Source organism: Pseudomonas brassicacearum subsp. neoaurantiaca (assembly GCF_013608025.1).
In the GTDB taxonomy this organism is placed as follows: domain Bacteria; phylum Pseudomonadota; class Gammaproteobacteria; order Pseudomonadales; family Pseudomonadaceae; genus Aquipseudomonas.
Genome location: NZ_VDLV01000024.1, coordinates 1 through 22,412, shown reverse-complemented (window position 1 = coordinate 22,412; position 22,412 = coordinate 1). Strand labels below are relative to the sequence as shown.

Here is a 22,412-nt window from a genome sequence, read left to right as displayed (position 1 = left end):
TGCGTGTGCTTACAGGATCGGCTTGCCCCCCGTCACCGCATACCGCGAGCCGGAGATGTAGCTGGACTCATCCGACGCGAGCAGCACGAAGATCGGCGCCACTTCCACCGGTTGGCCGGGGCGGCCCAGCGGCGTCTGGGAGCCGAAATTCTGCACTTCTTCCTCGGGCATGGTGGCGACGATCAGCGGCGTCCAGATCGGCCCTGGCGCAACGCTGTTCACGCGAATGCCCTTGGGCCCGAGCATCTGCGCCAGGCCGCCGGTGAAGTTGGCGATGGCGCCCTTGGTCGTGGCATACGCCAGCAACGTCGGCTTGGGCATGTCGGAGTTGACCGAAGTGGTGTTGATAATCGATCCCCCGACCTTCATGTGCGGCACCGCAGCCTGGCAGATCCTGAACATCGCGGTGATGTTGATATCGAACGTGCGCACCCATTCCTCGTCGGGGATTTCTTCCAGGCTCTCATGGGTCATCTGGAACGCGGCGTTATTGACGAGCACGTCGATACGCCCGAAGCGCGCCACGGTTTCATCGACGACCTTGCGGCATTGCGCCTTGTCGGCGAGGTCGCCCGGCAGCAACAGGCATTGGCGGCCAGCCTGCTCGACCCAGCGCGCGGTTTCCTTGGCGTCTTCATGTTCGTTCAAGTAGGAAACGGCCACGTCCGCGCCTTCGCGGGCGAAGGCAATCGCCACGGCGCGCCCGATGCCGCTGTCGGCGCCGGTGATCAGCGCTATCTTGTTCGCCAGGCGTCCGGAGCCCTTGTAGCTTTGTTCGCCGCAGTCTGGGTAAGGCTCCATCTTCTGCTGGCTGCCAGGTACGGGTTGTTGTTGCTTGGGGAAGGGTGGGGTGGGGTAGTTGGCCATTGTCGTTCTCCATGTCGAGTGGTTGCGATGGAGGGTGGACTTCGGGCTTTCCAGCAGAGTTCGGTTGGATTATCCCGTCGGTCGATGAGCGTGACCGGCAGCGGTTCGTCGACTGACCCTACGTCCAGGTGAACGTGGCTAAGGCCGTCTATTCAAATGTCAGGAAAGATTCAACAGGAGAAACAGCATGTTCAGTCACATACAGATTGGCGCGCGGGACCTGCCGAAAATGGTCGCATTCTATGATGCCGTGCTTGGCTGCCTGGGGTTGGTGCGCATGGAGAGCGAGGATGATTCGGGGCCACCCGGGGAGGGCTGGCATCAGCCTGGCAAGCATTGGCCGCAAGTGTTCGTCCAGGTGCCGATCAATGGGCTGCCGGCGACGTGGGGCAATGGCATGCAAGTCAGCTTTGCCGCTGAGTCACAGCAAGCCGTGCGCGACGCCTGGAAGACAGCGCTCGACCTGGGCGGTTTCGACGAAGGCGCACCGGGCCTGAGGCCGCAATATTCAAAAGATTATTACGGCGCCTATTGCCGAGATCCGGAGGGGAACAAGTTGTGCTTTGTGCATACGCCGGATATGCATGATTGATTCAGGCATGGCCTGAGGTGGGTGCTTCTGTGGCGAGGGAGCTTGCTCCCGCTCGGTTGCGTAGCGACCGCAAGATTTTGGGGCCGCTTCGCAGCCCAGCGGGAGCAAGCTCCCTCGCCACAGGGGAGTCGGTCAGCCTCTGGCGTTCAGGCTACGCTCCATCCGCGCGATGCCTTCCTCCAACAACGCCCGTGGGCAGCCGAAGTTCAACCGCACGAACTGTCCCGCGTCGTCGCCGAAATCCAACCCGGCGCTCAGTCCGACCTTGGCTTCCTTGAGGAAAAACCCCTGCGGGTCGTCCAGCCCCAACTCGGAGCAATCCAGCCAAGCCAGGTAGGTGCCCTGGGGCACGGTCATGGTGATGCCCGGCAGGCGGGTTTTGACGGCTTCGACCAGGTAATCGCGGTTGGCTTGCAGATAGCTTTTCAGCGCCTCCAGCCACGGGCCCGCTTCGCTGTAGGCGGCACGGGTGGCCTCAAGACCGAGGGCGTTTACGCTGTCGACCATGCCGGCCCTGGCCGCGTTGACCCGTTCCCGCAGCTTGGCGTTCTGGATGATGGCGAAGGAGGTTTTCAGGCCGGCGATGTTATAGGCCTTGCTGGCGGACATCAGCGTGATGGTGCGGTCGGCGATCTCCGCGCCCAGGGTGGCGGTGGGGATGTGCTTGCGACCATCGAAACACAGCTCGGCATGGATCTCATCCGAGATGATCCAGGCGTCCTGCTCGACACAGATATCTGCCACTGCCTTCAATTCGCTGTGGCCGAACACCTTGCCCAGCGGGTTGTGCGGGTTGCTCAGCAACAAGGCGCCGCCGCCGTGCAACGCAGTTTTCAGTCCGGTCAGGTCCGTGTGGAATTCACCGTGGAGCGGGTTGAACGCAAGCTCGACCTTCTTCAGGCCCCAATTCCCCGGAGCGTTGCGCAGCGGCGGATAGTTGGGCACCTGCACCACGACGTTCTGCTGCGGTTCCACCAATGCGTGCAAGGCCATGTTGAAGCCCGGCTCGACGCCTGGCAGGAAGAGGATCTGCTGGGGCTCGACGCGCCAGGCGTATTTGCTCCAGAGATCGGCGACGATGGCGGCCCGCAGGTTGTCCTGGGCCACGCTGTAGCCGAGCATCGGATGCTCCAGGCGCTTGCGCAGCGCATCGACGACGACCGGTGGCACGGCGAAATCCATGTCGGCTACCCACATCGGCAATACCTCGGCGGGGTAGCGGCTCCACTTGGTGCTGCCAGTGCCGTGGCGCTCGAACACCTGGTCGAAATCGAAAGTCATGGTGGTTCCATCAGGTCGGGAAAGAGTGGTCGCCATGATAAAGCAAACTTCCCGCAGGAAAAGATCGAAGTCCTCCGAAGGCAAATGTATCGCTGTGTATCCAGACCCTTTGTAGACACGAAACGATTCCATCAAGCCCATCGGTGACACACCCAGGATACGTCCCCGGCGTCAAATGAGCCCCATCGAGACAGCACACGCCGTCCCGGGTACTTACTCAAACGTCGGAGACATCGCCATGAACGTCAAGAACCTCAGCATCGCTTCACTGTTTGCCATCCTCAGCCTCGGCGCCGTCGCAGCCAACGCCCAGGACACCGTCAAGCCGCACGCCTACATGTACGGTGATCACCTGGACATCGCCAAGGTGCTGTCGGTGAAACAAGGCGCGGGCTCGGGTTGTGGCGTCGTCGAATCGCGCATGACCTACCTGGATTCCAGCGGGGCGATCCGGGCGCTGGACTACAGCGCGATCGCCCAGGATTGCGGCCAGGACAACTGAGGCGTCGGACTTTCAAGGAGATCCGCCATGAATACCATTTCATCGAAACCTGAAAACGTACAACGTCGCCGGCGCCGGTTTGCACCCACCGTCCTCGCATGCGCGCTGCTGCAACTGGGCGCCTTGGGATTGGCGTCGTCCCAGGCGAATGCGGCCGAGGTCCCGGCGAGCACTGTCGGCACGATCACGCCGGGCAGCCACACCTCGTTCGGCCCGTTGAAGCATGTCAAGGCTGGCCTGCTTGACGTTGCCTACGCTGAAGTCGGTCCCGCCGACGGGCCGGTGGTGATCTTGCTGCACGGTTGGCCTTATGACATTCACAGTTATGCGGATGTGGCACCGGCGCTGGCAGAGAAGGGCTATCGCGTGCTGATCCCCTATGCCCGGGGCTACGGCGATACACGCTTCCTGTCCGCCAAGACGCTGCGCAACGGCCAGCCATCAGCGTTGGCCAGTGACCTGATCGATTTCATGGACGCACTGAACATCAAGCAAGCCGTGCTCGGCGGCTATGACTGGGGCGCGCGCACCGCCGACATCGTCGCGGCCCTGTGGCCGGAGCGCGTGAAAGCGCTGGTGGCGGTGAGTGGCTACCTGATCGGCAGCCAGGAGGCTGGCAAGGCCCCGCTGTCGCCGGCCGCCGAGTTGCAATGGTGGTATCAGTTCTATTTCGCGACAGAGCGCGGGCGCCTGGGCTACGAGAAGAACACCCACGACTTTGCCAAGCTGATCTGGAAACTGGCCTCGCCGAAGTGGAGCTTTGACGACGCGACCTTCGATCGAAGCGCCGCGGCCTTGCAGAACCCCGATCACGTGGCTGTCTCGATCTACAACTATCGTTGGCGCCTGGGGCTGCTGAAGGGCGAGGCCAAATACGCAGGATTGGAAAAGAAGCTCGCGACCTTTCCGTCCATCGCCGTGCCAACGATCACGCTTGAGGGCGACGCCAATGGTGCGCCGCATCCACCGGCAGAAGCCTATGCCAAGCGCTTCACCGGTAAATACCAATATCGACTGATCGACGGTGGCGTGGGCCATAACCTGCCGCAAGAGGCTCCGCAGGCGTTCGCCCAGGCTGTGATCGACGCGGACCATCTCTAGATTCGCCGCAATAGCCGACAAACAATGTCCCCGTGGCGAGGGAGCTTGCTCCCGCTGGGCTGCGCAGCAGACCCCAAAAGGTTAGCTGGGATCAGCCTGACACCCAGCGGTGGCTGGTTTGGGGCCGCTTCGCGACCCAGCGGGAGCAAGCTCCCTCGCCACGGGGCTGGCGTCTACTCCCAATCACGCCAGGCTGAACGGCAATTGCCGCAGCGGTTTGCCCGTCAGGCTGGCAATGGCATTGGCAAACGCCGGGGCCAAGGCGGGGAGGCCAGGTTCGCCCATGCCCGTCGGCGGTTCGGCGCTAGGGATGATGTGGACGGCGATCTGCGGCATGTCAGTGATGCGCGGCACGCTGAAGTCGGCAAAATTGCTTTGTTGCACGACGCCGTCCTTCAACGTCACCGCGCCACCAGGCAGGCACATCGACAACCCCATCAGCGCGGCGCCTTGTACCTGGGCTTCGACGCTGCGCGGGTTGACCACCAGATTGCAATGCACGCCCGCCGTGACGTTGTGCAGCACCGGACGGCCATCCTGCACCGAGGCCTCGACCACGTAGGCGACCACCGAGCTGAACGACTCGTGTACCGCCACGCCCCAGGCTTGTCCGGCGGCCAGTTGACGCTTGCCGTAGCCGCTCTTGTCCACCGCCAGCTGCAGCGCATCGCGATGGCGCGGGCTCTGGTCGCCAAACAGCTTCATCCGATACGCCACCGGGTCCTGCTTGGTGGTGCGGGCGATTTCGTCGATCAGCGTTTCCATCACAAAAGCGGTATGGGTCGAGCCGACGCTGCGCCACCAGAGCACGGGCACGTTGAGCTTGGGATGATGCACGGTCAATCGCATCGGCAATGGATACGGATCGCGCATGCCCTCCGTGGCGGTGGGGTCGATGCCGTTTTTCATCTGCCCGGCGAACAAGGTGCCGGTGAGAATGGATTGGCCGACCAGGGCATGGTCCCAGGCCAGTACCTTGCCGCTGTCGTCGAAGCCAATGCGCGCGCGGTGCAGGTGCATGGGTCGGTAGTAGCCGCCCTTTATGTCGTCTTCCCGGCTCCACAGTGTACGGATCGGTGCATCGAGCCCGGCGGCGCGGGCGGCCTTGGCCACTTCGCAGGCCTGCACGACAAAGTCATTGGTGGGCACACCGCGCCGGCCAAAGCCACCGCCCGCCGTCTGCACATTCACCTGGACTTGCTCGGGCTTGAGGTTAAGCACTTTGGCCGCCGCGGCGCCATCGCCACCGGGGAACTGCGTGCCCACCCACAACTGTGCGCGGCCCTCGGACAGCTGGACGGTGCAGTTCAGCGGCTCCATGGGCGCGTGGGCCAGATAAGGGAATACGAACTCGGCCTCCAACTGGTGCGGCGCGGAGGCCAAGGGCTTCATGTCGGCATCGAAGTGCAGAGGGCCGGATTGGCCCGCCAATTCGCGGTACTGGGCCAATTGCTTGTCCGTGTCGACTTTTTCGACCTTGGCCGCGTCCCATTCGACTTTCAGCGCGTCACGGCCCAGCTTCGCCTGCCAGTAACCGTCGGCGATCACCGCGACGCCTTCGGCACCGCCATCGAGCGGCACGCGCAGCACGGCTTTTACGCCTTTGGTGGCGCGGGCAGCGCTGTCATCCAGGGAAGCGATGCGGGCACCGAACACCGGTGGCCGGGCGACTACCGCGGTGAGTTGCCCCGGCAAATGCACGTCGATGCCAAAATCCTGCTGGCCGCTGCTCTTGGCCTTGGCGTCGAGGCGGGTGGTGGCCTGGCCGATGATGCGGAAATCCTTGGGATCCTTGAGCGTGACCTTTTCCGGCACGGGCATCGCCATCGCGGCTTCGGCCAGCTCGCCGTAGGTTGCCTTGCGGCCACCTGGGCCAAGCACCGTGCCGTTCTGCGTGGTCAGGCTGGCGGGGTCGACATTCCATCGCGCGGCCGCAGCCGCCAGCAACATAGAACGGGCACGGGCGCCCAACTCGCGGTATTGGGTGTAGCTGTTCTTGATCGAATTGGAACCGCCGGTGAGGTGGATGCCGAAGGCCGGGTCCATGTAGGCCGCGTCGTTGCTGCCGTTGCGCGTGCGCACCAGGCTCCAGTCGGCGTCGAGTTCTTCGGCGAGGATCATCGGCAGGCCGGTCTGCACACCTTGGCCGAACTCCAGGCGATTGATCGTCACCGTCACCTCGCCGTTGGGCGCGATCTGCACGAAGGCCGAAGGTTGCTGGGTCGGCTTGAGCGGCCCTTCGCCCGCGCCATTGGCCTGTTGCCCCAGGGCCATATGCGGAAACGCACCCAAGGCCAGGCCGCCGATGCCGACGATCTTGAGGAAGCTGCGGCGGGCCAGGGTTGCGGGACCGTCCGCATCATCGCGCTCAAGCAGGTGTTGCAAGGCACGGGGAAGTTCGCTTGGAAAAATCTCGTTGAGCATGGCGCACTCCCCGTCAGGCGATGGCTTTGGCGGCGTCGGCCACCGCGGCGCGGATTCGGGCATAGGTGCCGCAGCGGCAGATATTGCCGGCCATGGCCGAGTCGATCTCGGCCGGTGTCGGCTGCTTGCCCTTGGGCTGGGCCTTGAGGAACGCGGTGGCGCTCATGATCTGGCCGCTCTGGCAGTAACCGCATTGCGCGACGTCGTGCTTGACCCAGGCTTCATGCACGGCGCTGCCCACCGGGTCGCTGCCATCGGTGGTCGCTTCGATGGTGGTGATTTTCTTGCCCACCGCCGCTGCCACCGGCGTCACGCAGGAGCGAATGGCCTGGCCATCCAGATGAACGGTGCAAGCGCCACACAAGGCCGCACCGCAGCCGAACTTGGTGCCGGTCATGCCCAGCGTGTCGCGCAGGGCCCACAGGATCGGGGTGCCAGGGTCTACGTCTACCGTGTGCTCACGGCCATTGATGTTGAGGGCGCTCATAGTCGGACCAGCTCCAGATGGTTGGGCACCGATTACTATAGGAAGCGTTGGGCGCGATAGCTTGCACGATCCGGTCCGATGCTTGCCCAATCTTGCAAATCACCAGCCGTTTGTTTGAAACGATCACGCCAAGATGTGGGCGCGGCATACCCTCGTATGGTATCGAGCACGCCGCGCCGCGCCGCACACTCGTTCTCCAGGTGAACCGTTGTTCTGGCACAGGAAACACGGATTCGCCCCATTCATGACAGGAGAGCGATCATGACGATGCTTCAGCAAGACACCGCGCAAAAACAAGCGATCCAAGGGGTATCCGCGACCGAAGAACTGGTTCCGTCGCGCTACGCACTCAAGGTTGGCGACATCGATGTGCTGGTGGTCAGCGACGGCGTGCTGCCGCTGCCGACCTCGACCATGTCCACCAACGTCGACCCCGCCGCCCGCGCCGCCTGGTTCAAGGATATGTACCTCGGCCCCGACGCATTCGATTGGGCGCTGAACGTGCTGGTGGTGCGCAGCGGCGAGCAGACCTTGTTGGTCGACGCCGGCCTGGGTGGCCAGTTTCCCGGCTTCCCCCGCGCCGGCCTGTTTCCCAAGCGGCTGGAAGCGGCCGGCATCGAGCTTTCCTCCATCACCGACGTGGTTATTACCCATATGCACATGGACCACATAGGCGGGCTGCTGGTCGATGAGGTGAGGAGCCGCCTGCGGCCGGATGTGAAGATTCATGTGTGTGCCACCGAAGTCGAATTCTGGGCCAACCCCGATTTCTCACGCACCGTCATGCCTTCGCCGATACCGGAAGTGCTGCACACCACCGCGCGGCAATTCATGGAGGCGTACCACGACAAATTGCACACGTTTGAACAGGAATATGAAGTGGCGCCGGGCGTGGTGGTCAAGCGCACGGGTGGGCATACGCCGGGCCACAGTGTGGTCCATGTGACCTCTGGCCGCGAAAAACTTACGTTTGCTGGCGATGCCTTGTTCCCGGTGGCCTTCGACCATCCCGACTGGCAGAACGGCTTTGAGCACGACCCTGAAGAAGCGGTGCGCGTTCGTGTACGGCTGATGCAAGAAGCCGCGGCGAGCGGCGAGCTGTTCGTGGCGACGCACCTTTCGTTTCCTTCCGTTGGCCGGGTGGCGGTCAACGGTGATGCGTTTCGCTGGGTGGCGGGGTCTTGGGACTATTGAGCGTTGGCTGGGCTCGGGTGTTCGTCCGGGCCCAGCTTGGAGGCTACAGGTTATTTGCCCCCAGGATCCGAATCGGCTTCGCCGCGTAGCACGACTTCCAATCCTTCATTGGCGCTGAGATCCAGCAGGCGGATACGGATTTTCGGGTAGCGCTCGTTATAGAGCCGGATCACCGAAGGCAGGAAGTAGAACGCAGCCGTGGGGATGCAGGGTAGGTGATGCTGCTCACTTGAGAAACATGATGGGCTCGTGGCGAGGGAGCTTGCTCCCGCTCGGCTGCGAAGCAGTCGTAAATCGGCGGGTGCGGAGTGTCTGTTGCTCCGCATTCGGCGGGTTTGGGGCTGCTTCGCACCCCAGCGGGAGCAAGCTCCCTCGCCACAGGTCATTGTTCTCAAACAACGATTGGCAGGAAGCAAAAAACTGGCGTTTGCAGATTGCGCAGGCAGCGGGGCTGAAGGGCGAGGCGCGGGGCCCTCGATGCCCGCGTTCGTGGCGTCCCGCAAAGTCTGCTGAACAGGTCTCGTAAAACGGTGGTTTGTACCAGGGAGCCTATGCTTTTAACCGTTTATGCACGGTTTCCCGGTGTTGTAATAAAGCCGTGAAGACGATGTGCTTTTTACTTCCCGGCCCTCAATGGACATCCTGACAAATGCCTGCACCGTTAATTTCCGTAGAGACGAGTTCCGAGCTGCCGACGCACGCTGATGTGGTCGTGATTGGCGGCGGCATCATCGGGACCTTTACCGCCTATTACCTGGCCAAGCGTGGCCTGAAGGTCGCGCTGGTGGAAAAAGGCCGGATCGGCGCCGAGCAATCGAGTCGGAACTGGGGCTGGTGCCGCCAACAGAATCGAGACGCCCGTGAGTTGCCGCTGTCGACCAAGAGCCTGGACCTGTGGGAACAGTTCGCGGCGGACTCCGGCGAGGACACCGGCTTCAAGCGCTGTGGTTTGCTCTACTTGAGCAACAGCGAGAAGGAGCTGGACGGCTGGGCGCAATGGGGGGAGTTTGCCCGGACCGTGAATGTCAAAACCCATATGTTGACGGCGCAACAGGCCGCCGAACACGGTCGAGTGACGGGTAAACCCTGGAAAGGCGGGGTGTTTTCACCGACTGACGGCACCGCTGACCCGTCCCGCGCGGCACCGGCGGTGGCGCGGGCAATCATCAAGCTGGGCGGCACGGTGCATCAAGGGTGCGCGGCGCGTGGCCTCGAGACCGAGGGTGGACGACTGTCCGCCGTTGTGACCGAAAAGGGCACCATTCGCACCCCTCTCGCGGTGCTCGCGGGCGGCGCGTGGGCTTCGTCTTTCTGCCGCCAATACGGCATTCGTTTTCCCCAGGCGACCATTCGCCAGACCGTGATGGCGGTGTCCAAGGGTGCCCCGGAGATCCCGGATGCGCTGCACACCGCCGACATTTCCATGACCCGGCGCTCGGATGGCGGCTTCACCCTGGCGATCAGTGGCAGGGGGCGGGTTGACCCGACGCCGCAACTGCTGCGTTTCGCCCCGCAATTCCTGCCGATGTTCCAGCGCCGCTGGCGCAAGCTGGCGCCCGGTGGCCTGCAAGGTTTCCAGGCGGGGCACGAAGGCCTGGGCCATTGGCGCCTGGACCAGCCCACCCCGATGGAGAGGATGCGGATCCTGGATCCCAAGGCGGACGCGCGGGTGGTTGAGCTGACATACAAGCGTGCGATCGACCTGGTGCCGATGCTGAAGGCCTCATCGGTCACCGGCGCCTGGGCCGGTTATGTCGACAGCACGCCGGACGGTGTCCCGGGTATCGGTGAGATGGCGGAGCTCCCAGGCCTGGTGTTGGCAGCGGGGTTCAGCGGCCACGGCTTCGGCATCGGCCCGGGGGCGGGCCATTTGATCGCTGATATCGTCACTGACATGACGCCCCTGGTTGACCCACGACCCTATCATCCGGACCGTTTCCAGTCTTCGTCCTGGGGCAAGGTCGCGGAGTTCTAGAGACGCGGAAATCTCACTGGCAAGACAACAAACGGGCGCACCCGCAGGGGATGCGCCCGTTCTCGTTGTGCAGGCGCAGATTCTGCCGCACGCCGCGGTTCGAGCCGCTTTGCGCGCACCATAAATGGCCCCGGATGCCTTGAAAACGACGCAAATGCCCGCGCTTGGCGCATCCCGCACAGTCTGCTGAGCGGGCCCCGAAAAACGGTGGTTTGTGCCAAGCGACCTATACTTTTAACGGTATATGCGCGGTCTCATGATGCTGTAATAAATCCGTGATGCAGCGTCGCACCTCCACCTCCAGAACGGTGCAATCGCTTGCCCCTCATGACCTCCACCATCACTCAGGACTGCACTCATGAGCTTCCTTCGCCCCAAGTTCATTACCTTTGACTGCTACGGCACGTTGACCAATTTCCAGATGGGCACCATGACGCGCGAGCTGTTCGCCGACCGCGTCCCTGCCGAGCAAATGGAGCAGTTCGTCAAGGATTTCTCGGCGTATCGCCTGGACCAGGTGATGGGTGACTGGCGGCCCTATGACGAGATTCTCAAGACGGCCCTGGCGCGAGTCTGCAAACGCTGGGGCGTCGAATACAAAGGCGAAGGCCAGCTCTACTACGATGCCGTACCGACCTGGGGCCCGCATGCCGACGTGCCGGCCGGCCTGTCGAAAATCGCCGACAAGATTCCCCTGGTGATTTTCTCCAACGCGATGGACGAGCAGATCATGTCCAACGTCGACAAGCTCGGCGCGCCTTTCCATAAAGTCTTCACCGCCCAACAAGCCCAAGCCTATAAGCCACGCCTGGCCGCCTTCGAGTACATGCTCGACAACCTCGGCTGCGGGCCGGAGGACGTCCTGCACGTGTCTTCGAGCTTCCGCTACGACCTGATGTCGGCCCACGACATGAAAATCAAGCATAAAGCCTTCGTGGCCCGTGGTCATGAACACCCGGCGAACGCGGCCTTTGGTTACCACCAGATCCCGGACATCGGCGGACTGGCCGGTCTGGTCGGTCTCTGAGCCTGCGGGCTCTCTCCACGGCATAAGGGGTTAGACATGGGCAGTGAGTCCTATTGGCTCGATACCGCACCGGCCTTTACCGGTGCCCAGCTCGGTGCGTTGCCCGGGCAGGTCGACGTGGCCATCGTCGGTGGTGGTTTCACCGGTCTGGCGGCGGCCCGGGCCCTGGCCTTGAAGGGAGCCAAGGTGGCGGTGCTGGAAGGCGGGCGAGTGATCGGCGAGGCGTCCGGGCGCAATGGCGGCCAGTGCAACACCGGCGTTGCCCAGGATTACGCGGCCCTGAGTGCCAGCCTCGGCGCCGATAAGGCGCGCGCCTATTACCAGGCTTATGAAAGCGCGGTGCAGAGCGTTGTCTCGCTGGTGGAGCAGGAGCGGATCGCCTGCGACCTCAAGCGCAATGGCAAGCTCAAGCTGGCCGCCAAGCCGATGCATTACGAAGGCCTGGCGCGCACGTGCGAATTGATCCGGCGCGAGGTCGATGCCGAGGTCGAGTTGTTGTCCGCGCAGGAGACCCGCGCTGAAGTCGACTCGGACCAGTTCCATGGCGGCCTGCTGCAGCGCAACGGCGTGCAGATGCATGTCGGACGCTTCGGGGTCGGGTTGGCCGAAGCCGCCGCGCGTCACGGCGCGTTGATTTTCCAGGGCGTGTCCGTGACGGACTGGAAAGCCAGTGCGGGCGGTTATCGGGTCAACACCGCCAAGGGTTCGCTGCAGGCCGCGCAAATCCTGCTGGCCACCGGCACCTGCCAGCAAGGTGGGTTGGGCTGGTATCGACGCAGGATCGTGCCGGTGGGCAGTTTCGTGATCGCCACCGAGGTGCTGCCACAGGCCTTGGTCGACAGCCTGCTGCCGGCCCATCGCTCGTATGTCACCAGCCGCATGATCGGAAATTACTTTCGCCTGACGCCGGACAACCGCCTGCTGTTTGGCGGGCGTGCGCGGTTTGCCATGTCGGACAGTGTGTCCGACGCCAAGAGCGGCAAGGTATTGCACGCGGCAATGGTGCAAATGTTCCCGCAACTGGCCCAGGTGAAGGTCGATTATTGCTGGGGCGGGTTGGTGGACATGACTTCCGATCGGTTGCCCCGGGCGGGCCAGCATGGCGGGGTTTATCACTCCATGGGCTACAGCGGCCATGGCGTACAGATGTCGGTGCACATGGGCCAGGTCATGGCCGACGTCATGGCGGGCAACCTGGAGGCCAATCCTTGGCGCGAACTCGATTGGCCGGCCATCCCCGGGCATTTCGGCAAGCCTTGGTTCCTGCCGTTCGTGGGGGCGTATTACCGGCTTCAAGACTATTTGCATTGAGTTAACGGGGGACGCTTCACGTTTCACAACGTTGCGTTAATCGCGAGCCATCGAGCCTTATCACTTCCGAAAGGTAGAACTGACATGACTGACAAGAAAAACAGTATCGACACCCAGTTGGTAACAGGTACGGAAAGTCTGCGCGTTTTCGAAGGGCTCAACCGCGGCATGTCTCGCCGCAATGCGTTGCAGATGCTCGGATTGGCCGGGGTCGCGGTGGCCGGCGCCGGCAGCCTGTTCGGCACCGCCGGCAAGCTGTTCGCCGATGAGGAGGCCGCAAGCCCTGGCAAAGGCAAGCCGGGCGGGCGGATCCGCGTCGCCGGTTCGACCAGTTCCACCGCCGATACCCTGGACCCGGCCAAAGGGTCGTCGTCCACCGACTATGTGCGCCACTACATGTTCTATAACGGGCTGACGCGTTTCGACAGCCATATGGTCCCGCAACTGGAGCTGGCCGAGCGCATCGAAACCACCGACGCCACCCTCTGGGTGATCAGCCTGCGCAAGGAAGTGACCTTCCACAATGGCAAGGCGCTGACCGCCGCCGACGTGGTGTTCTCGCTGTTGCGCCACAAGGACCCGATCACCGGCTCCAAGGTCCTGCCGCTGGCGTCGCAGTTCGCCGACGTCAAGGCCATTGGCACCCACGAAGTGCAGATTCAGTTGAGCGGCCCCAACGCTGAATTGCCGTCGGTGCTGGCCGTCTCGCACATGCTGATCGTGCCCGAGGGCACCAGCGATTTCAGCCAGGGCATCGGCACCGGGCCGTTCAAGGTCAAGGAGTTCAAGCCTGGCGTGCGTTCCGTGGGGGTGCGCAATGCCAATTACTGGAAACCTGGCTTGCCGTACCTGGACGAGATCGAATTCATTGGCATCGCCGATGAATCGTCGCGGATCAACGCGCTGTTGTCAGGCGACGTGCACATCGTCAACGAGGTCAATCCACGCTCGACCACACGTATCAAGGCCAGCGCCAAGCACCGGGTCATCGATTCGCCGTCGGGCAACTACACTGACCTGATCATCCGGCAGGACCAGATGCCTGGCCAAAGCCCGGAGTTCACCCAGGCCATGAAGCTGTTGCTGGACCGTGAGCAGATCAAGTCGGCGATTTTCCGTGGCTACGCCCGGGTCGGCAACGATCACCCCATCGCACCCGGCGCGCGTTTCTACAACGCTGAGTTGCCACAACGGGCCTACGATCCGGAAAAGGCCAAGTTCCTGCTCAAGAAGGCCGGCATGGAAAGCATCAGCATGCCGCTGATGTGCTCGCCCGCCGCGACCGGTTCGGTGGATGTCGCGGTGTTGCTGCAGCAATCGGCCAAAGAGGCCGGGCTCAAGCTCGACGTCAATCGGCTGCCCAGCGATGGCTACTGGTCCAACCATTGGGCCAAGCACCCGCTGAGCTTCGGCAACATCAACCCGCGTCCGAACGCCGACATGATCTTTTCGCAATTCTTCCAGTCGACGGCCCCGTGGAATGAATCGGGTTGGAAAAACGAGCAGTTCGACCAACTGCTGGTACAGGCGCGAGGGGAAACCGACGAGGCCAAGCGCGGCAAGATGTACGGCGACATGCAAGCCCTGGTGCATGAACACAGCGGTATCGGCGTGCCGGTGTTCATCAGCAACATCGACGGCGCCGACCAGCGCGTCAAAGGCTATGGCGCCAACCCCCTGGGCGGTTTCATGGGCTACATGTTCGCCGAGCAAGTCTGGCTGGACGCCTGATGAACCTCGGGTTCACGCTGCATTGCATGAGGGTCGGCTGATGAATAGCAACACACTGTGGTTGATTGGCCGACGCCTGGGGGCGGCGGTCCTGACCTTGCTGATTGTGTCCATGGTGGTGTTCGCCATCACGGCGGTGCTGCCGGGCGACGCGGCGCAACAGTCCCTGGGCCAGTTCGCGACACCGGAACAAGTCGCCGCCCTGCGGGCGAAAATGGGTCTCGACCAGCCCGGTGTGTTGCGTTACCTGCACTGGCTGACGAGCCTGCTCAGCGGTGACCTGGGGATGTCGATCTCCAACGCCATGCCGGTCATCGATCTGATGGCCGGCCGGGTCCCCAACACTTTGATGCTCGCGGCGGCCACGGCATTGGTTTCAGTGCCGGTAGCGTTGACCCTGGGTATCGGCTCGGCCATGGGACGAGGCGGGCGCATCGACAGTTTTCTGAGCTTTTTCACCTTGACCATGGTCGCGGTGCCGGAATTCCTGGTCGCCACCCTGGCCGTGCTGATATTCGCGGTGAACCTGGGTTGGCTGTCGGCGTTGTCCTACGCCAGTGACATCACCCCACCCTGGCAATTCATGCGCACCTACGCCTTGCCGGTGATGACGTTGTGCTGCGTGATTGTCGCGCAAATGTCGCGAATGACCCGGGCGGCGGTCATCGATCAGCTCGACAGCCCCTACGTGGAAATGGCCCGGCTCAAAGGCGTGAGCAATGTCCGCATCGTGCTTCGCCATGCCTTGCCCAATGCCATCGGGCCGATCGCCAATGCCATCGCCCTGAGCCTGTCTTACCTGCTGGGCGGGGTGGTGATCGTCGAAACGATCTTCAACTACCCCGGCATCGCCAGCCTGATGGTCGATGCGGTGACGAACCGCGACATGGCCCTGGTCCAGGGCTGCACGATGTTGTTCTGTACCGCGTACCTGGCGTTGGTGCTGATTGCCGACCTGTGCGCGATTCTTTCCAATCCGAGGCTGAGAAACCAATGAACAATCTCATTGTGAAATCCCCGCCTGCGGCCGCAGCACTGGGGTTGGGCAAAGATCCCCATGGCGCGTCCTGGCTGGGCCTGGCCGGCGCCGCGATGTGTGCGATCTGGCTGTTGGTGGCGATGTTCGGCCCATGGCTGGCGCCGCACCCGGTGGGTGAGGTGGTCTCCGATAATGTCTTCGACACCTTCAGCGCCGCGTACCCGTTCGGCACCGATTACCTGGGCCGTGACATGCTCAGCCGGATCCTCGTCGGCGCACGCTTTACCGTCGGCCTCGCGCTGGTGGCCGCAGTGTTGTCCAGCACGTTGGGCACCAGCCTGGCCTTGCTGTCGGTGGTGTCGCCAAAGTGGCTGGATGAGCTGATCAGCCGCCTGATGGACGCGTTCATTTCGATCCCGAGCAAGATGCTTGCGCTGATCATGGTTTCGGCGTTCGGCTCCTCGGTCACGTTGCTGATCTGCACGGCGGTGTTGAGCTACACCCCCGGCGCCTTTCGCATCGCCCGTAGCATGGCGGTGAATATCGAAGCGTTGGAATACGTGCAAGTGGCCCGCACCCGGGGCGAGCGTCGGCTGTACATCGCCTGCGTGGAAATCCTGCCGAACATTCTCAACCCGGTGCTGGCGGACCTGGGCCTGCGTTTCGGTTTCATCGTGCTGTTGCTCAGCGGCATGAGTTTCCTCGGGCTGGGCGTACAACCGCCGGATGCCGACCTTGGCTCCTTGGTGCGCGAAAACATCGGTGGTCTCAATCAAGGAGCGCCGGCCATCGTGATCCCAGCCCTGGCCATTGGCACCCTGACCATCGGCGTGAATCTGTTCATCGACCGGGTGTCATCGCGACGCAATCGACGTTCGGGAGGTCATTGAGATGAGCGAATTGATTCGAGTCCAGGACTTGCGCGTGGTGGCTTGTGGCGAGCGTGGAGAGGTGGATATCGTCAAGGGCGTCAGCTTTTCCCTGGAAAAGGGTGAAGTGCTGGCGTTGATTGGTGAATCCGGCTCCGGCAAGACCACCATTGCCCTGGCGCTGCTCGGTTATGCCCGACGCGGTTGCCGCCTGGCCGGTGGCAGCGTGCACGTCGGCGAACATGACATGCTGGCGCTGAACGACAGCCAATTGCAAAAGCTGCGAGGCAACCGGGTGTCGTACATAGCCCAGAGCGCGGCGGCGGCGTTCAATCCGGCGAAAAAACTCATCGACCAGGTTGTGGAAGGCGCATTGATCCACGGCCTCGGCAGCCGGGCCGAGCTTGAAACCAAGGCCGTCGAGCTGTTCCGCGACCTGGCCCTGCCAGACCCGGAACGCATCGGCCAGCGCTATCCACACCAGGTATCCGGCGGGCAACTGCAGCGGGTGATGGCGGCCATGGCATTGATCAGCGATCCGTTGCTGGTGGTGCTCGATGAACCGACCACGGCGCTGGACGTGACTACGCAGATCGATGTGCTGCGGGCTTTCAAACGGGTGGTCCATGAGCGCGGGGCGACGGCGGTCTATGTGTCCCACGACCTGGCGGTCGTGGCGCAGATGGCTGACCAGATTGTCGTACTCAACGGCGGTGAAATCTTCGAGCACAGCGCCACGGCTCCTTTGCTCCAGGGCCCATCCCACGAATACACCCGCAGCTTGCTGGCGGCGGCGCGCCCGGACACGACGATTCGTCCGCCTGGCGACATCGCCCAAGAAACGCCTTTGCTGGTCATCAAGGGCCTGACCGCCGGCTACGGCAACAAAAATGCCCAGGGCATGCCAGCCATTCGCGTGCTGGAAGACATCGACCTGACGATCCGCCGAGGCCAGGCCATTGGCGTCATTGGCGAGTCGGGCTCTGGCAAATCGACCTTGGCCCGAGTGGTGGCGGGGCTGCTCACGCCGGCCCTTGGCGGCTTGACGTTCGATGGCCAACCCCTGGGCGGAAGCTTGTCGTCGCGCACCCATGAGCAGTTCCGACGCATTCAAATGGTCTTCCAGAATGCCGACACCGCGCTCAACCCGATGCACAGCGTCAGCACGATCCTGAGCCGTCCGTTGAAGATGTACTTCGGCCTCAAGGGCACGGCATTGCGCGAGCGTATCGGTGAGCTGCTGGACCTGGTGCGCTTGCCGCGCACAATGGCGGACCGACGTCCGAACGAGCTGTCCGGCGGACAAAAACAGCGGGTCAACCTGGCACGGGCCTTGGCGGCCAAGCCGGACCTGATTCTCTGCGATGAGGTGACCTCGGCCCTGGACACGGTGGTCGGGGCGGCGATCCTGGAATTGCTGCGCGACCTGCGCCAGCAACTCGGCGTGTCCTACTTGTTCATCAGCCACGACATTTCCACCGTGCGCGCCCTGTGTGACGACATCGTGGTGATGTACAGCGGCCACAAGATCCAGGCCGGAGCCCGCGACGCCTACGCGCAAACGCCGTTTCATCCCTATACCGACCTGCTGATCCATTCCGTGCCGGAACTGCGCCAGGGCTGGCTGGAAAGCTGCGGCGCAACGACGTGCCAGACATTGCCACCGATTGGCCCGAAAGCCAGTGTGCCAGGATTGTGTACCTTCCTCAGTCGCTGCCCGGTGCGGGTCGACGGGCTGTGCAACCGCGTCGCGCCGGATCGGCGGATGTTAGTGGGCGGCAGTGAAATTCTTTGCCATCACGACAGTGCCGAACTGATAAAAACCCAGCAACCGAACCCTCTGACCGTGGCGGCATACGCATGAAACCCCGGGTATTGGCGATTCTCAAACGGCTGATGGCCTTCGACACCGTCTCCTCGGAGTCGAACATGGCCTTGATCGAGTACGTGCGCGATCTGCTTCTAACCAAAGGCATCGAATCGTTGATCGTCAAGGATGAAACGGGCCACAAAGCCAATCTGTTCGCCAGCGCCGGCCCACGGGATGTGCCGGGCATCCTGCTGTCCGGTCATACCGACGTGGTGCCGGCGGCGGGGCAGGCCTGGACCTTCCCGGCGTTCGAGGCAACGGTGCGGGACGGGCGGATTTATGGCCGTGGCAGTTGCGACATGAAGGGTTTTATTGCGCTGGCCATCGACGCGATGCTCGACGCCACCGAGCAGCCCTTGAGCCGGCCATTGCAATTGGCGTTGTCCCATGACGAAGAGATCGGTTGCGTGGGGGTGCGGCGCTTGCTCGATGTGCTGCACCTGGCACCGATCCGGCCGTTTCTGTGCGTCATCGGCGAGCCAACCCAAATGCAATTCGTGCTCGGGCACAAGGGCAAAGGCTCTTACCGCACCTACTGTCGCGGCCTCGAAGCGCATTCGTCCCTGGCGCCACGCTCGGTCAATGCGATCCACGTGGCCTGCGATTTCATCGCTGCGCTGCGCCAGAGCCAGCAGCAATTGCAAGAGCAGGGCGCCCAGGATGCCGATTACGACGTGCCCTACAGCACCGTGCATGTCGGGCAGATTGTCGGCGGCAAGGCGCTGAATATCGTGCCGAACCTCTGCACCCTGGACTTCGAAGTGCGGAACTTGCCGGAGGACAACCTCGACCGGTTCCTGGAGCAAATGACCGAGCGAGCTGAATTGATCGTGCGCGAAGCGAGAAAGCTCTCGAACGTGGCCGATATCGACATCCAAACCTTGAACGTCTACCCGGGCCTCGATACCCACCCGAGTGTCGAAGCCGTGCGCTTCCTGAAAAACTTTGCAGCACCGGACACCGGCACCGCCAAAGTCTCGTTCGGCACCGAGGGCGGATTGTTCAAGCAACGCCTGGACGTACCGGTGGTGGTCTGTGGCCCAGGTTCGATAGAACAGGCGCACAAACCTGACGAGTTCATCGAGGTCAGCCAGATGGAGGCGGGCGAGCGTTTCCTGCAAGGGTTGTTGGGTTCCATGAAGGTTCAGTAGTGCCACGGTAAAGCGTGCCGTCGGAGGCTGAAATTCAGCATTCGCGGCTGTAGAACCGGCGTTTTCAGCATCCTCGTCCAGGGTGACTCAATAGACTGGAGACTGTCTCAGAACAGGACTCCACGCCATGCTCAAGAATCGCCTGAAAGACCCCAGCCTGCTGGTAGAACTCGCTTACATCGACGGCCAGTGGGTCGGCGCCGACAACGCCGCTACCTTGGACGTCACCAACCCGGCCACCGGCGAGGTACTCGCTCGGGTACCGGCGATACACGCCAGCGAAACCCGGCGTGCCATTGAAGCCGCCGACCGTGCCTGGCCGGCCTGGCGGGCGCGTCCGGCGGTGGAGCGAGCGGCGTTGCTCGATCGCTGGTACCAGGCGATGCTCGATAACCTCGACGATCTGGCGCTGATCCTGACCTGTGAGCAGGGCAAGCCGCTGACCGAGGCCATGGGCGAGATCCGCTACGGCGCCAGCTTCGTCAAATGGTTCGCCGAAGAAGCACGGCGGGTCTACGGCGAAACCATGCAAGCCCCGAGCGGTGATCGTCGGTTATTGACGCTCAAGCAACCGGTCGGTGTCTGTGCCGCGATCACCCCATGGAATTTCCCCAACGCGATGATCACACGCAAGTGCGCGCCGGCCCTGGCTGCCGGCTGCACGATCGTGGTCAAGCCTTCGGACCTGACGCCCCTGTCGGCCCTGGCGCTAGCGGTGCTGGCCGAACGGGTCGGCATTCCGGCCGGGGTCTTCAATGTGGTGACCGGCATGCCCGCTGGCATCGGCGAAGAGCTGACCGGCAACCCGACGGTGCGCAAGATCTCGTTTACCGGCTCCACCGCGGTCGGTCGGCTGCTGATGCGCCAAAGCGCCGAACACATCAAACGCCTGAGCCTGGAACTGGGCGGGAACGCGCCGTTCATCGTGTTCGACGACGCTGACCTGGAGCAGGCCGTGGCCGGCGTCATGCTCAGCAAATTCCGCAACGCGGGGCAGACGTGCGTCTGTGCCAACCGGATCCTCGTGCAGGACGGCATCTACGATCGCTTCGCCCGGCGCCTGGTGGAGGAGGTCGGCAAGCTGAAGGTCGGCGATGGCCTGGATGCCGAGGTGAACGTGGGCCCGCTGATCAACGCGGCGGCGGTGAGCAAGGTGGCTCGGCATATCGATGAGGCGTTGAGCCAGGGCGCGCGCCTGCTCTGCGGTGGCATCCCTGACGGCGAGAGCCAGTTCGTCCAGCCAACGGTGCTCGGTGAGGCTCACGCAGGGATGTTGCTCGCCAATGAAGAAACCTTCGGTCCGGTCGCGCCATTGATGCGTTTCAGCACGGAAGAAGAGGCGCTGGCCCTGGCCAACGCAACGCCTTATGGCTTGGGCGCCTACTTCTTCACCCAGGACTTGCGCCGCTCATGGCGGTTTGGCGAGGCATTGGAGTTCGGCATGATCGGCCTCAATACCGGGCTAATCTCCATGGACGTAGCGCCCTTCGGCGGCATCAAGCAATCGGGCGTGGGTCGCGAAGGCAGCAAGTACGGCCTGGACGAATACCTTGAAATCAAAGCCTTCCACATCGGTGGGCTGTGATCTCTCCAGCGTTTGGACAGAGGAGATGGGGTTGATGAGCAAGTTATTCAGGATCGCCGCGATTGCCGGCGATGGCATTGGCAAGGAAGTCTTGCCGGAAGGCCTGCGGGTGCTGGAGCAGGCGGCAAAAAAGTGGCAATTGGATTTGAGCATCGAAGTGCTCGACTGGGCCCACTGCGACTACTACCTGGAACATGGGCAGATGATGCCCTCCGACTGGTTCGAGCAGCTCAAGGACTTCGACGCGATCTACTTCGGCGCCGTGGGCTGGCCGGACAAGGTTCCGGACCACATTTCGCTGTGGGGCTCGCTGCTGAAGTTTCGCCGGGACTTCGACCAATACGTCAACATCCGCCCCGTGCGGCTGTTTCCCGGCGTGCCGTGCCCGTTGGCCGGACGCGAACCCGGGGACATCGATTTCGTGGTGATCCGTGAAAATACTGAAGGCGAATACTCCTCGGTCGGCGGCAAGATGTTCGAGGGCACCGAGCATGAATTCGTGCTGCAGGAGTCGGTGTTCACGCGACGCGGCGTGGACCGGATCCTCAAGTTCGCCTTCGACCTGGCCCAGACCCGACCGCGCAAACGCCTGACGGCGGCAACCAAGTCCAACGGCATTTCCATCAGCATGCCGTACTGGGACGAACGCACGGCGCTCATGGCGCAGCAGTACCCGGACGTCACCTGGGACAAGCAACACATCGACATTCTCTGTGCGCGCTTCGTGCTCCAACCGGATCGGTTCGATGTGGTCGTGGCGTCGAATCTGTTTGGCGACATCCTCTCCGACCTCGGGCCTGCCTGCGCGGGCACCATCGGCATCGCGCCTTCGGCCAACCTTGACCCGGAGCGTCGGTTTCCCTCGCTGTTCGAACCGGTGCATGGTTCGGCGCCGGACATCTATGGACAGAACATTGCCAACCCGATCGCGATGATCTGGTCCGGGGCCTTGATGCTGGATTTCCTCGGCAATGGCGATGAGCGATATCGTGCGGCGCACGACGGGATTCTCAAGGCCATCGAGCAGGTGATTGCCGAGGGACCGATTACGCCTGATCTCGGCGGCCGGGGTTCGACTCAGGAGGTTGGGGAGGCTATTGCCTTGCGGCTCTGAACGGCGAACGTCTTTCTCCTGTGGGAGCGGGCTTGCTCGCGAAGGCGGAGTGTCAGTCGATGGAGATGCTGAAAGTACCGGCCTCTTCGCGAGCAAGCTCGCTCCCACAAGGTTCTGCGGCGTATGGGCATCTTGTGACCGCCGAAACTCCAATGCGGGAGCGAGCCTGCTCGCGAAGGCAGCGTGTCAGTCGGCGAATATATTGGCTGGCACACCGCTTTCGCGAGCAGGCTCGCTCCCACAAGGTTCCGCGGCGTCTGTACATCTTGCGACCAGCGAAACTCCAATGTGGGAGCGAGCCTGCTCGCGAAGGCAGCGTGTCAGTCGATGGAAATTTTGGCTGGCACACCGC

Annotated in this window: 18 protein-coding genes and 1 pseudogene; 14 read left to right on the top strand and 5 right to left on the bottom strand. The window is 62.8% G+C overall.

The annotated features are described in order from the left end of the window. Window positions 1-9: 9 nt before the first annotated feature. Window positions 10-867 carry an SDR family oxidoreductase gene (locus FHK92_RS15200; protein ID WP_181288786.1) on the bottom strand — a complete coding sequence of 286 codons (858 nt, stop codon included), beginning with the start codon at window positions 865-867 and terminating at the stop codon, window positions 10-12. A 187-nt stretch (window positions 868-1,054) separates the two neighbouring features. Here FHK92_RS15200 and FHK92_RS15195 point away from each other — a divergent pair, with 187 nt between their 5' ends. Then, window positions 1,055-1,459, top strand: coding sequence for a VOC family protein (locus tag FHK92_RS15195; protein ID WP_181288785.1), 405 nt, complete (start codon window positions 1,055-1,057; stop codon window positions 1,457-1,459). A 132-nt stretch (window positions 1,460-1,591) separates the two neighbouring features. Here the strand turns inward: FHK92_RS15195 and FHK92_RS15190 are convergent, their stop codons facing one another. Further along, a complete protein-coding gene (locus FHK92_RS15190; protein WP_181288784.1) occupies window positions 1,592-2,740 on the bottom strand; it encodes a MalY/PatB family protein in 1,149 nt (382 codons plus the stop codon). 238 nt (window positions 2,741-2,978) lie between these two features. Here FHK92_RS15190 and FHK92_RS15185 point away from each other — a divergent pair, with 238 nt between their 5' ends. After that, window positions 2,979-3,242, top strand: coding sequence for a DUF2790 domain-containing protein (locus tag FHK92_RS15185; RefSeq protein ID WP_181288783.1), 264 nt, complete (start codon window positions 2,979-2,981; stop codon window positions 3,240-3,242). Between the two features lie 27 nt (window positions 3,243-3,269). Next, window positions 3,270-4,343 carry an alpha/beta fold hydrolase gene (locus FHK92_RS15180; protein ID WP_181288782.1) on the top strand — a complete coding sequence of 358 codons (1,074 nt, stop codon included), beginning with the start codon at window positions 3,270-3,272 and terminating at the stop codon, window positions 4,341-4,343. Window positions 4,344-4,526: 183 nt separating this feature from the next. Here the strand turns inward: FHK92_RS15180 and FHK92_RS15175 are convergent, their stop codons facing one another. After that, window positions 4,527-6,767, bottom strand: a complete 2,241-nt coding sequence (locus FHK92_RS15175; RefSeq protein WP_181288781.1) for a xanthine dehydrogenase family protein molybdopterin-binding subunit — start codon at window positions 6,765-6,767, stop codon at window positions 4,527-4,529. 13 nt (window positions 6,768-6,780) lie between these two features. Further along, complete coding sequence (locus FHK92_RS15170; protein WP_181288780.1) at window positions 6,781-7,254, bottom strand: (2Fe-2S)-binding protein; 474 nt, start codon at window positions 7,252-7,254, stop codon at window positions 6,781-6,783. Window positions 7,255-7,515: 261 nt separating this feature from the next. Between FHK92_RS15170 and FHK92_RS15165 the strand changes: the two genes are divergently transcribed. Further along, window positions 7,516-8,448, top strand: a complete 933-nt coding sequence (locus FHK92_RS15165; protein ID WP_181288779.1) for an MBL fold metallo-hydrolase — start codon at window positions 7,516-7,518, stop codon at window positions 8,446-8,448. Between the two features lie 71 nt (window positions 8,449-8,519). Here the strand turns inward: FHK92_RS15165 and FHK92_RS15160 are convergent. Next, window positions 8,520-8,663, bottom strand: a pseudogene (locus FHK92_RS15160) (LysR substrate-binding domain-containing protein); the annotation flags it as partial. Window positions 8,664-9,097: 434 nt separating this feature from the next. On the opposite strand from FHK92_RS15160, the gene FHK92_RS15155 reads away from it, so the two are divergent. The 10 genes from FHK92_RS15155 (at window position 9,098) to FHK92_RS15110 (ending at window position 22,060) form a co-directional block, all read left to right on the top strand. Then, window positions 9,098-10,423, top strand: a complete 1,326-nt coding sequence (locus tag FHK92_RS15155; protein ID WP_181288778.1) for an NAD(P)/FAD-dependent oxidoreductase — start codon at window positions 9,098-9,100, stop codon at window positions 10,421-10,423. 358 nt (window positions 10,424-10,781) lie between these two features. After that, complete coding sequence (locus FHK92_RS15150) at window positions 10,782-11,450, top strand: haloacid dehalogenase type II (protein ID WP_030140633.1); 669 nt, start codon at window positions 10,782-10,784, stop codon at window positions 11,448-11,450. A gap of 36 nt (window positions 11,451-11,486) precedes the next feature. After that, the gene (locus FHK92_RS15145; RefSeq protein ID WP_181288777.1) at window positions 11,487-12,761 is read left to right on the top strand and encodes an NAD(P)/FAD-dependent oxidoreductase; all 1,275 of its coding nucleotides are present in this window, start codon (window positions 11,487-11,489) and stop codon (window positions 12,759-12,761) included. Between the two features lie 84 nt (window positions 12,762-12,845). After that, window positions 12,846-14,492: an ABC transporter substrate-binding protein gene (locus FHK92_RS15140; RefSeq protein WP_181288776.1), complete on the top strand. Its 1,647-nt coding sequence runs from the start codon at window positions 12,846-12,848 to the stop codon at window positions 14,490-14,492. A gap of 40 nt (window positions 14,493-14,532) precedes the next feature. Further along, window positions 14,533-15,489, top strand: a complete 957-nt coding sequence (locus FHK92_RS15135) for an ABC transporter permease (RefSeq protein WP_181288775.1) — start codon at window positions 14,533-14,535, stop codon at window positions 15,487-15,489. Continuing rightward, the gene (locus tag FHK92_RS15130) at window positions 15,486-16,361 is read left to right on the top strand and encodes an ABC transporter permease (RefSeq protein ID WP_181288774.1); all 876 of its coding nucleotides are present in this window, start codon (window positions 15,486-15,488) and stop codon (window positions 16,359-16,361) included. The genes FHK92_RS15135 and FHK92_RS15130 overlap by 4 nt, the downstream gene beginning before the upstream one ends. A gap of 1 nt (window position 16,362) precedes the next feature. Beyond that, window positions 16,363-18,204, top strand: coding sequence for an ABC transporter ATP-binding protein (locus FHK92_RS15125; RefSeq protein ID WP_181288773.1), 1,842 nt, complete (start codon window positions 16,363-16,365; stop codon window positions 18,202-18,204). Next, entirely contained in the window at window positions 18,201-19,361 is a 1,161-nt protein-coding gene (gene argE, locus FHK92_RS15120; RefSeq protein WP_181288772.1) for an acetylornithine deacetylase, read from the top strand. Before FHK92_RS15125 ends, argE begins: the two co-directional genes overlap by 4 nt. 127 nt (window positions 19,362-19,488) lie before the next feature. Then, the gene (locus tag FHK92_RS15115) at window positions 19,489-20,946 is read left to right on the top strand and encodes an NAD-dependent succinate-semialdehyde dehydrogenase (protein WP_181288771.1); all 1,458 of its coding nucleotides are present in this window, start codon (window positions 19,489-19,491) and stop codon (window positions 20,944-20,946) included. Between the two features lie 34 nt (window positions 20,947-20,980). After that, on the top strand, window positions 20,981-22,060 hold the full coding sequence (locus FHK92_RS15110; RefSeq protein WP_181288770.1) for a tartrate dehydrogenase: 1,080 nt from the start codon (window positions 20,981-20,983) through the stop codon (window positions 22,058-22,060). Window positions 22,061-22,412 lie beyond the last annotated feature (352 nt).

Excerpts from the sequence above, each read along its gene's own strand:
- FHK92_RS15200 (WP_181288786.1), bottom strand. The coding sequence starts at position 867 with ATGGCCAACTACCCCACCCCACCCTTCCCCAAGCAACAACAACCCGTA.
- FHK92_RS15195 (WP_181288785.1), top strand. The coding sequence starts at position 1,055 with ATGTTCAGTCACATACAGATTGGCGCGCGGGACCTGCCGAAAATGGTC.
- FHK92_RS15190 (WP_181288784.1), bottom strand. The coding sequence starts at position 2,740 with ATGACTTTCGATTTCGACCAGGTGTTCGAGCGCCACGGCACTGGCAGC.
- FHK92_RS15185 (WP_181288783.1), top strand. The coding sequence starts at position 2,979 with ATGAACGTCAAGAACCTCAGCATCGCTTCACTGTTTGCCATCCTCAGC.
- FHK92_RS15180 (WP_181288782.1), top strand. The coding sequence starts at position 3,270 with ATGAATACCATTTCATCGAAACCTGAAAACGTACAACGTCGCCGGCGC.
- FHK92_RS15175 (WP_181288781.1), bottom strand. The coding sequence starts at position 6,767 with ATGCTCAACGAGATTTTTCCAAGCGAACTTCCCCGTGCCTTGCAACAC.
- FHK92_RS15170 (WP_181288780.1), bottom strand. The coding sequence starts at position 7,254 with ATGAGCGCCCTCAACATCAATGGCCGTGAGCACACGGTAGACGTAGAC.
- FHK92_RS15165 (WP_181288779.1), top strand. The coding sequence starts at position 7,516 with ATGACGATGCTTCAGCAAGACACCGCGCAAAAACAAGCGATCCAAGGG.
- FHK92_RS15155 (WP_181288778.1), top strand. The coding sequence starts at position 9,098 with ATGCCTGCACCGTTAATTTCCGTAGAGACGAGTTCCGAGCTGCCGACG.
- FHK92_RS15150 (WP_030140633.1), top strand. The coding sequence starts at position 10,782 with ATGAGCTTCCTTCGCCCCAAGTTCATTACCTTTGACTGCTACGGCACG.
- FHK92_RS15145 (WP_181288777.1), top strand. The coding sequence starts at position 11,487 with ATGGGCAGTGAGTCCTATTGGCTCGATACCGCACCGGCCTTTACCGGT.
- FHK92_RS15140 (WP_181288776.1), top strand. The coding sequence starts at position 12,846 with ATGACTGACAAGAAAAACAGTATCGACACCCAGTTGGTAACAGGTACG.
- FHK92_RS15135 (WP_181288775.1), top strand. The coding sequence starts at position 14,533 with ATGAATAGCAACACACTGTGGTTGATTGGCCGACGCCTGGGGGCGGCG.
- FHK92_RS15130 (WP_181288774.1), top strand. The coding sequence starts at position 15,486 with ATGAACAATCTCATTGTGAAATCCCCGCCTGCGGCCGCAGCACTGGGG.
- FHK92_RS15125 (WP_181288773.1), top strand. The coding sequence starts at position 16,363 with ATGAGCGAATTGATTCGAGTCCAGGACTTGCGCGTGGTGGCTTGTGGC.
- argE (WP_181288772.1), top strand. The coding sequence starts at position 18,201 with ATGAAACCCCGGGTATTGGCGATTCTCAAACGGCTGATGGCCTTCGAC.
- FHK92_RS15115 (WP_181288771.1), top strand. The coding sequence starts at position 19,489 with ATGCTCAAGAATCGCCTGAAAGACCCCAGCCTGCTGGTAGAACTCGCT.
- FHK92_RS15110 (WP_181288770.1), top strand. The coding sequence starts at position 20,981 with ATGAGCAAGTTATTCAGGATCGCCGCGATTGCCGGCGATGGCATTGGC.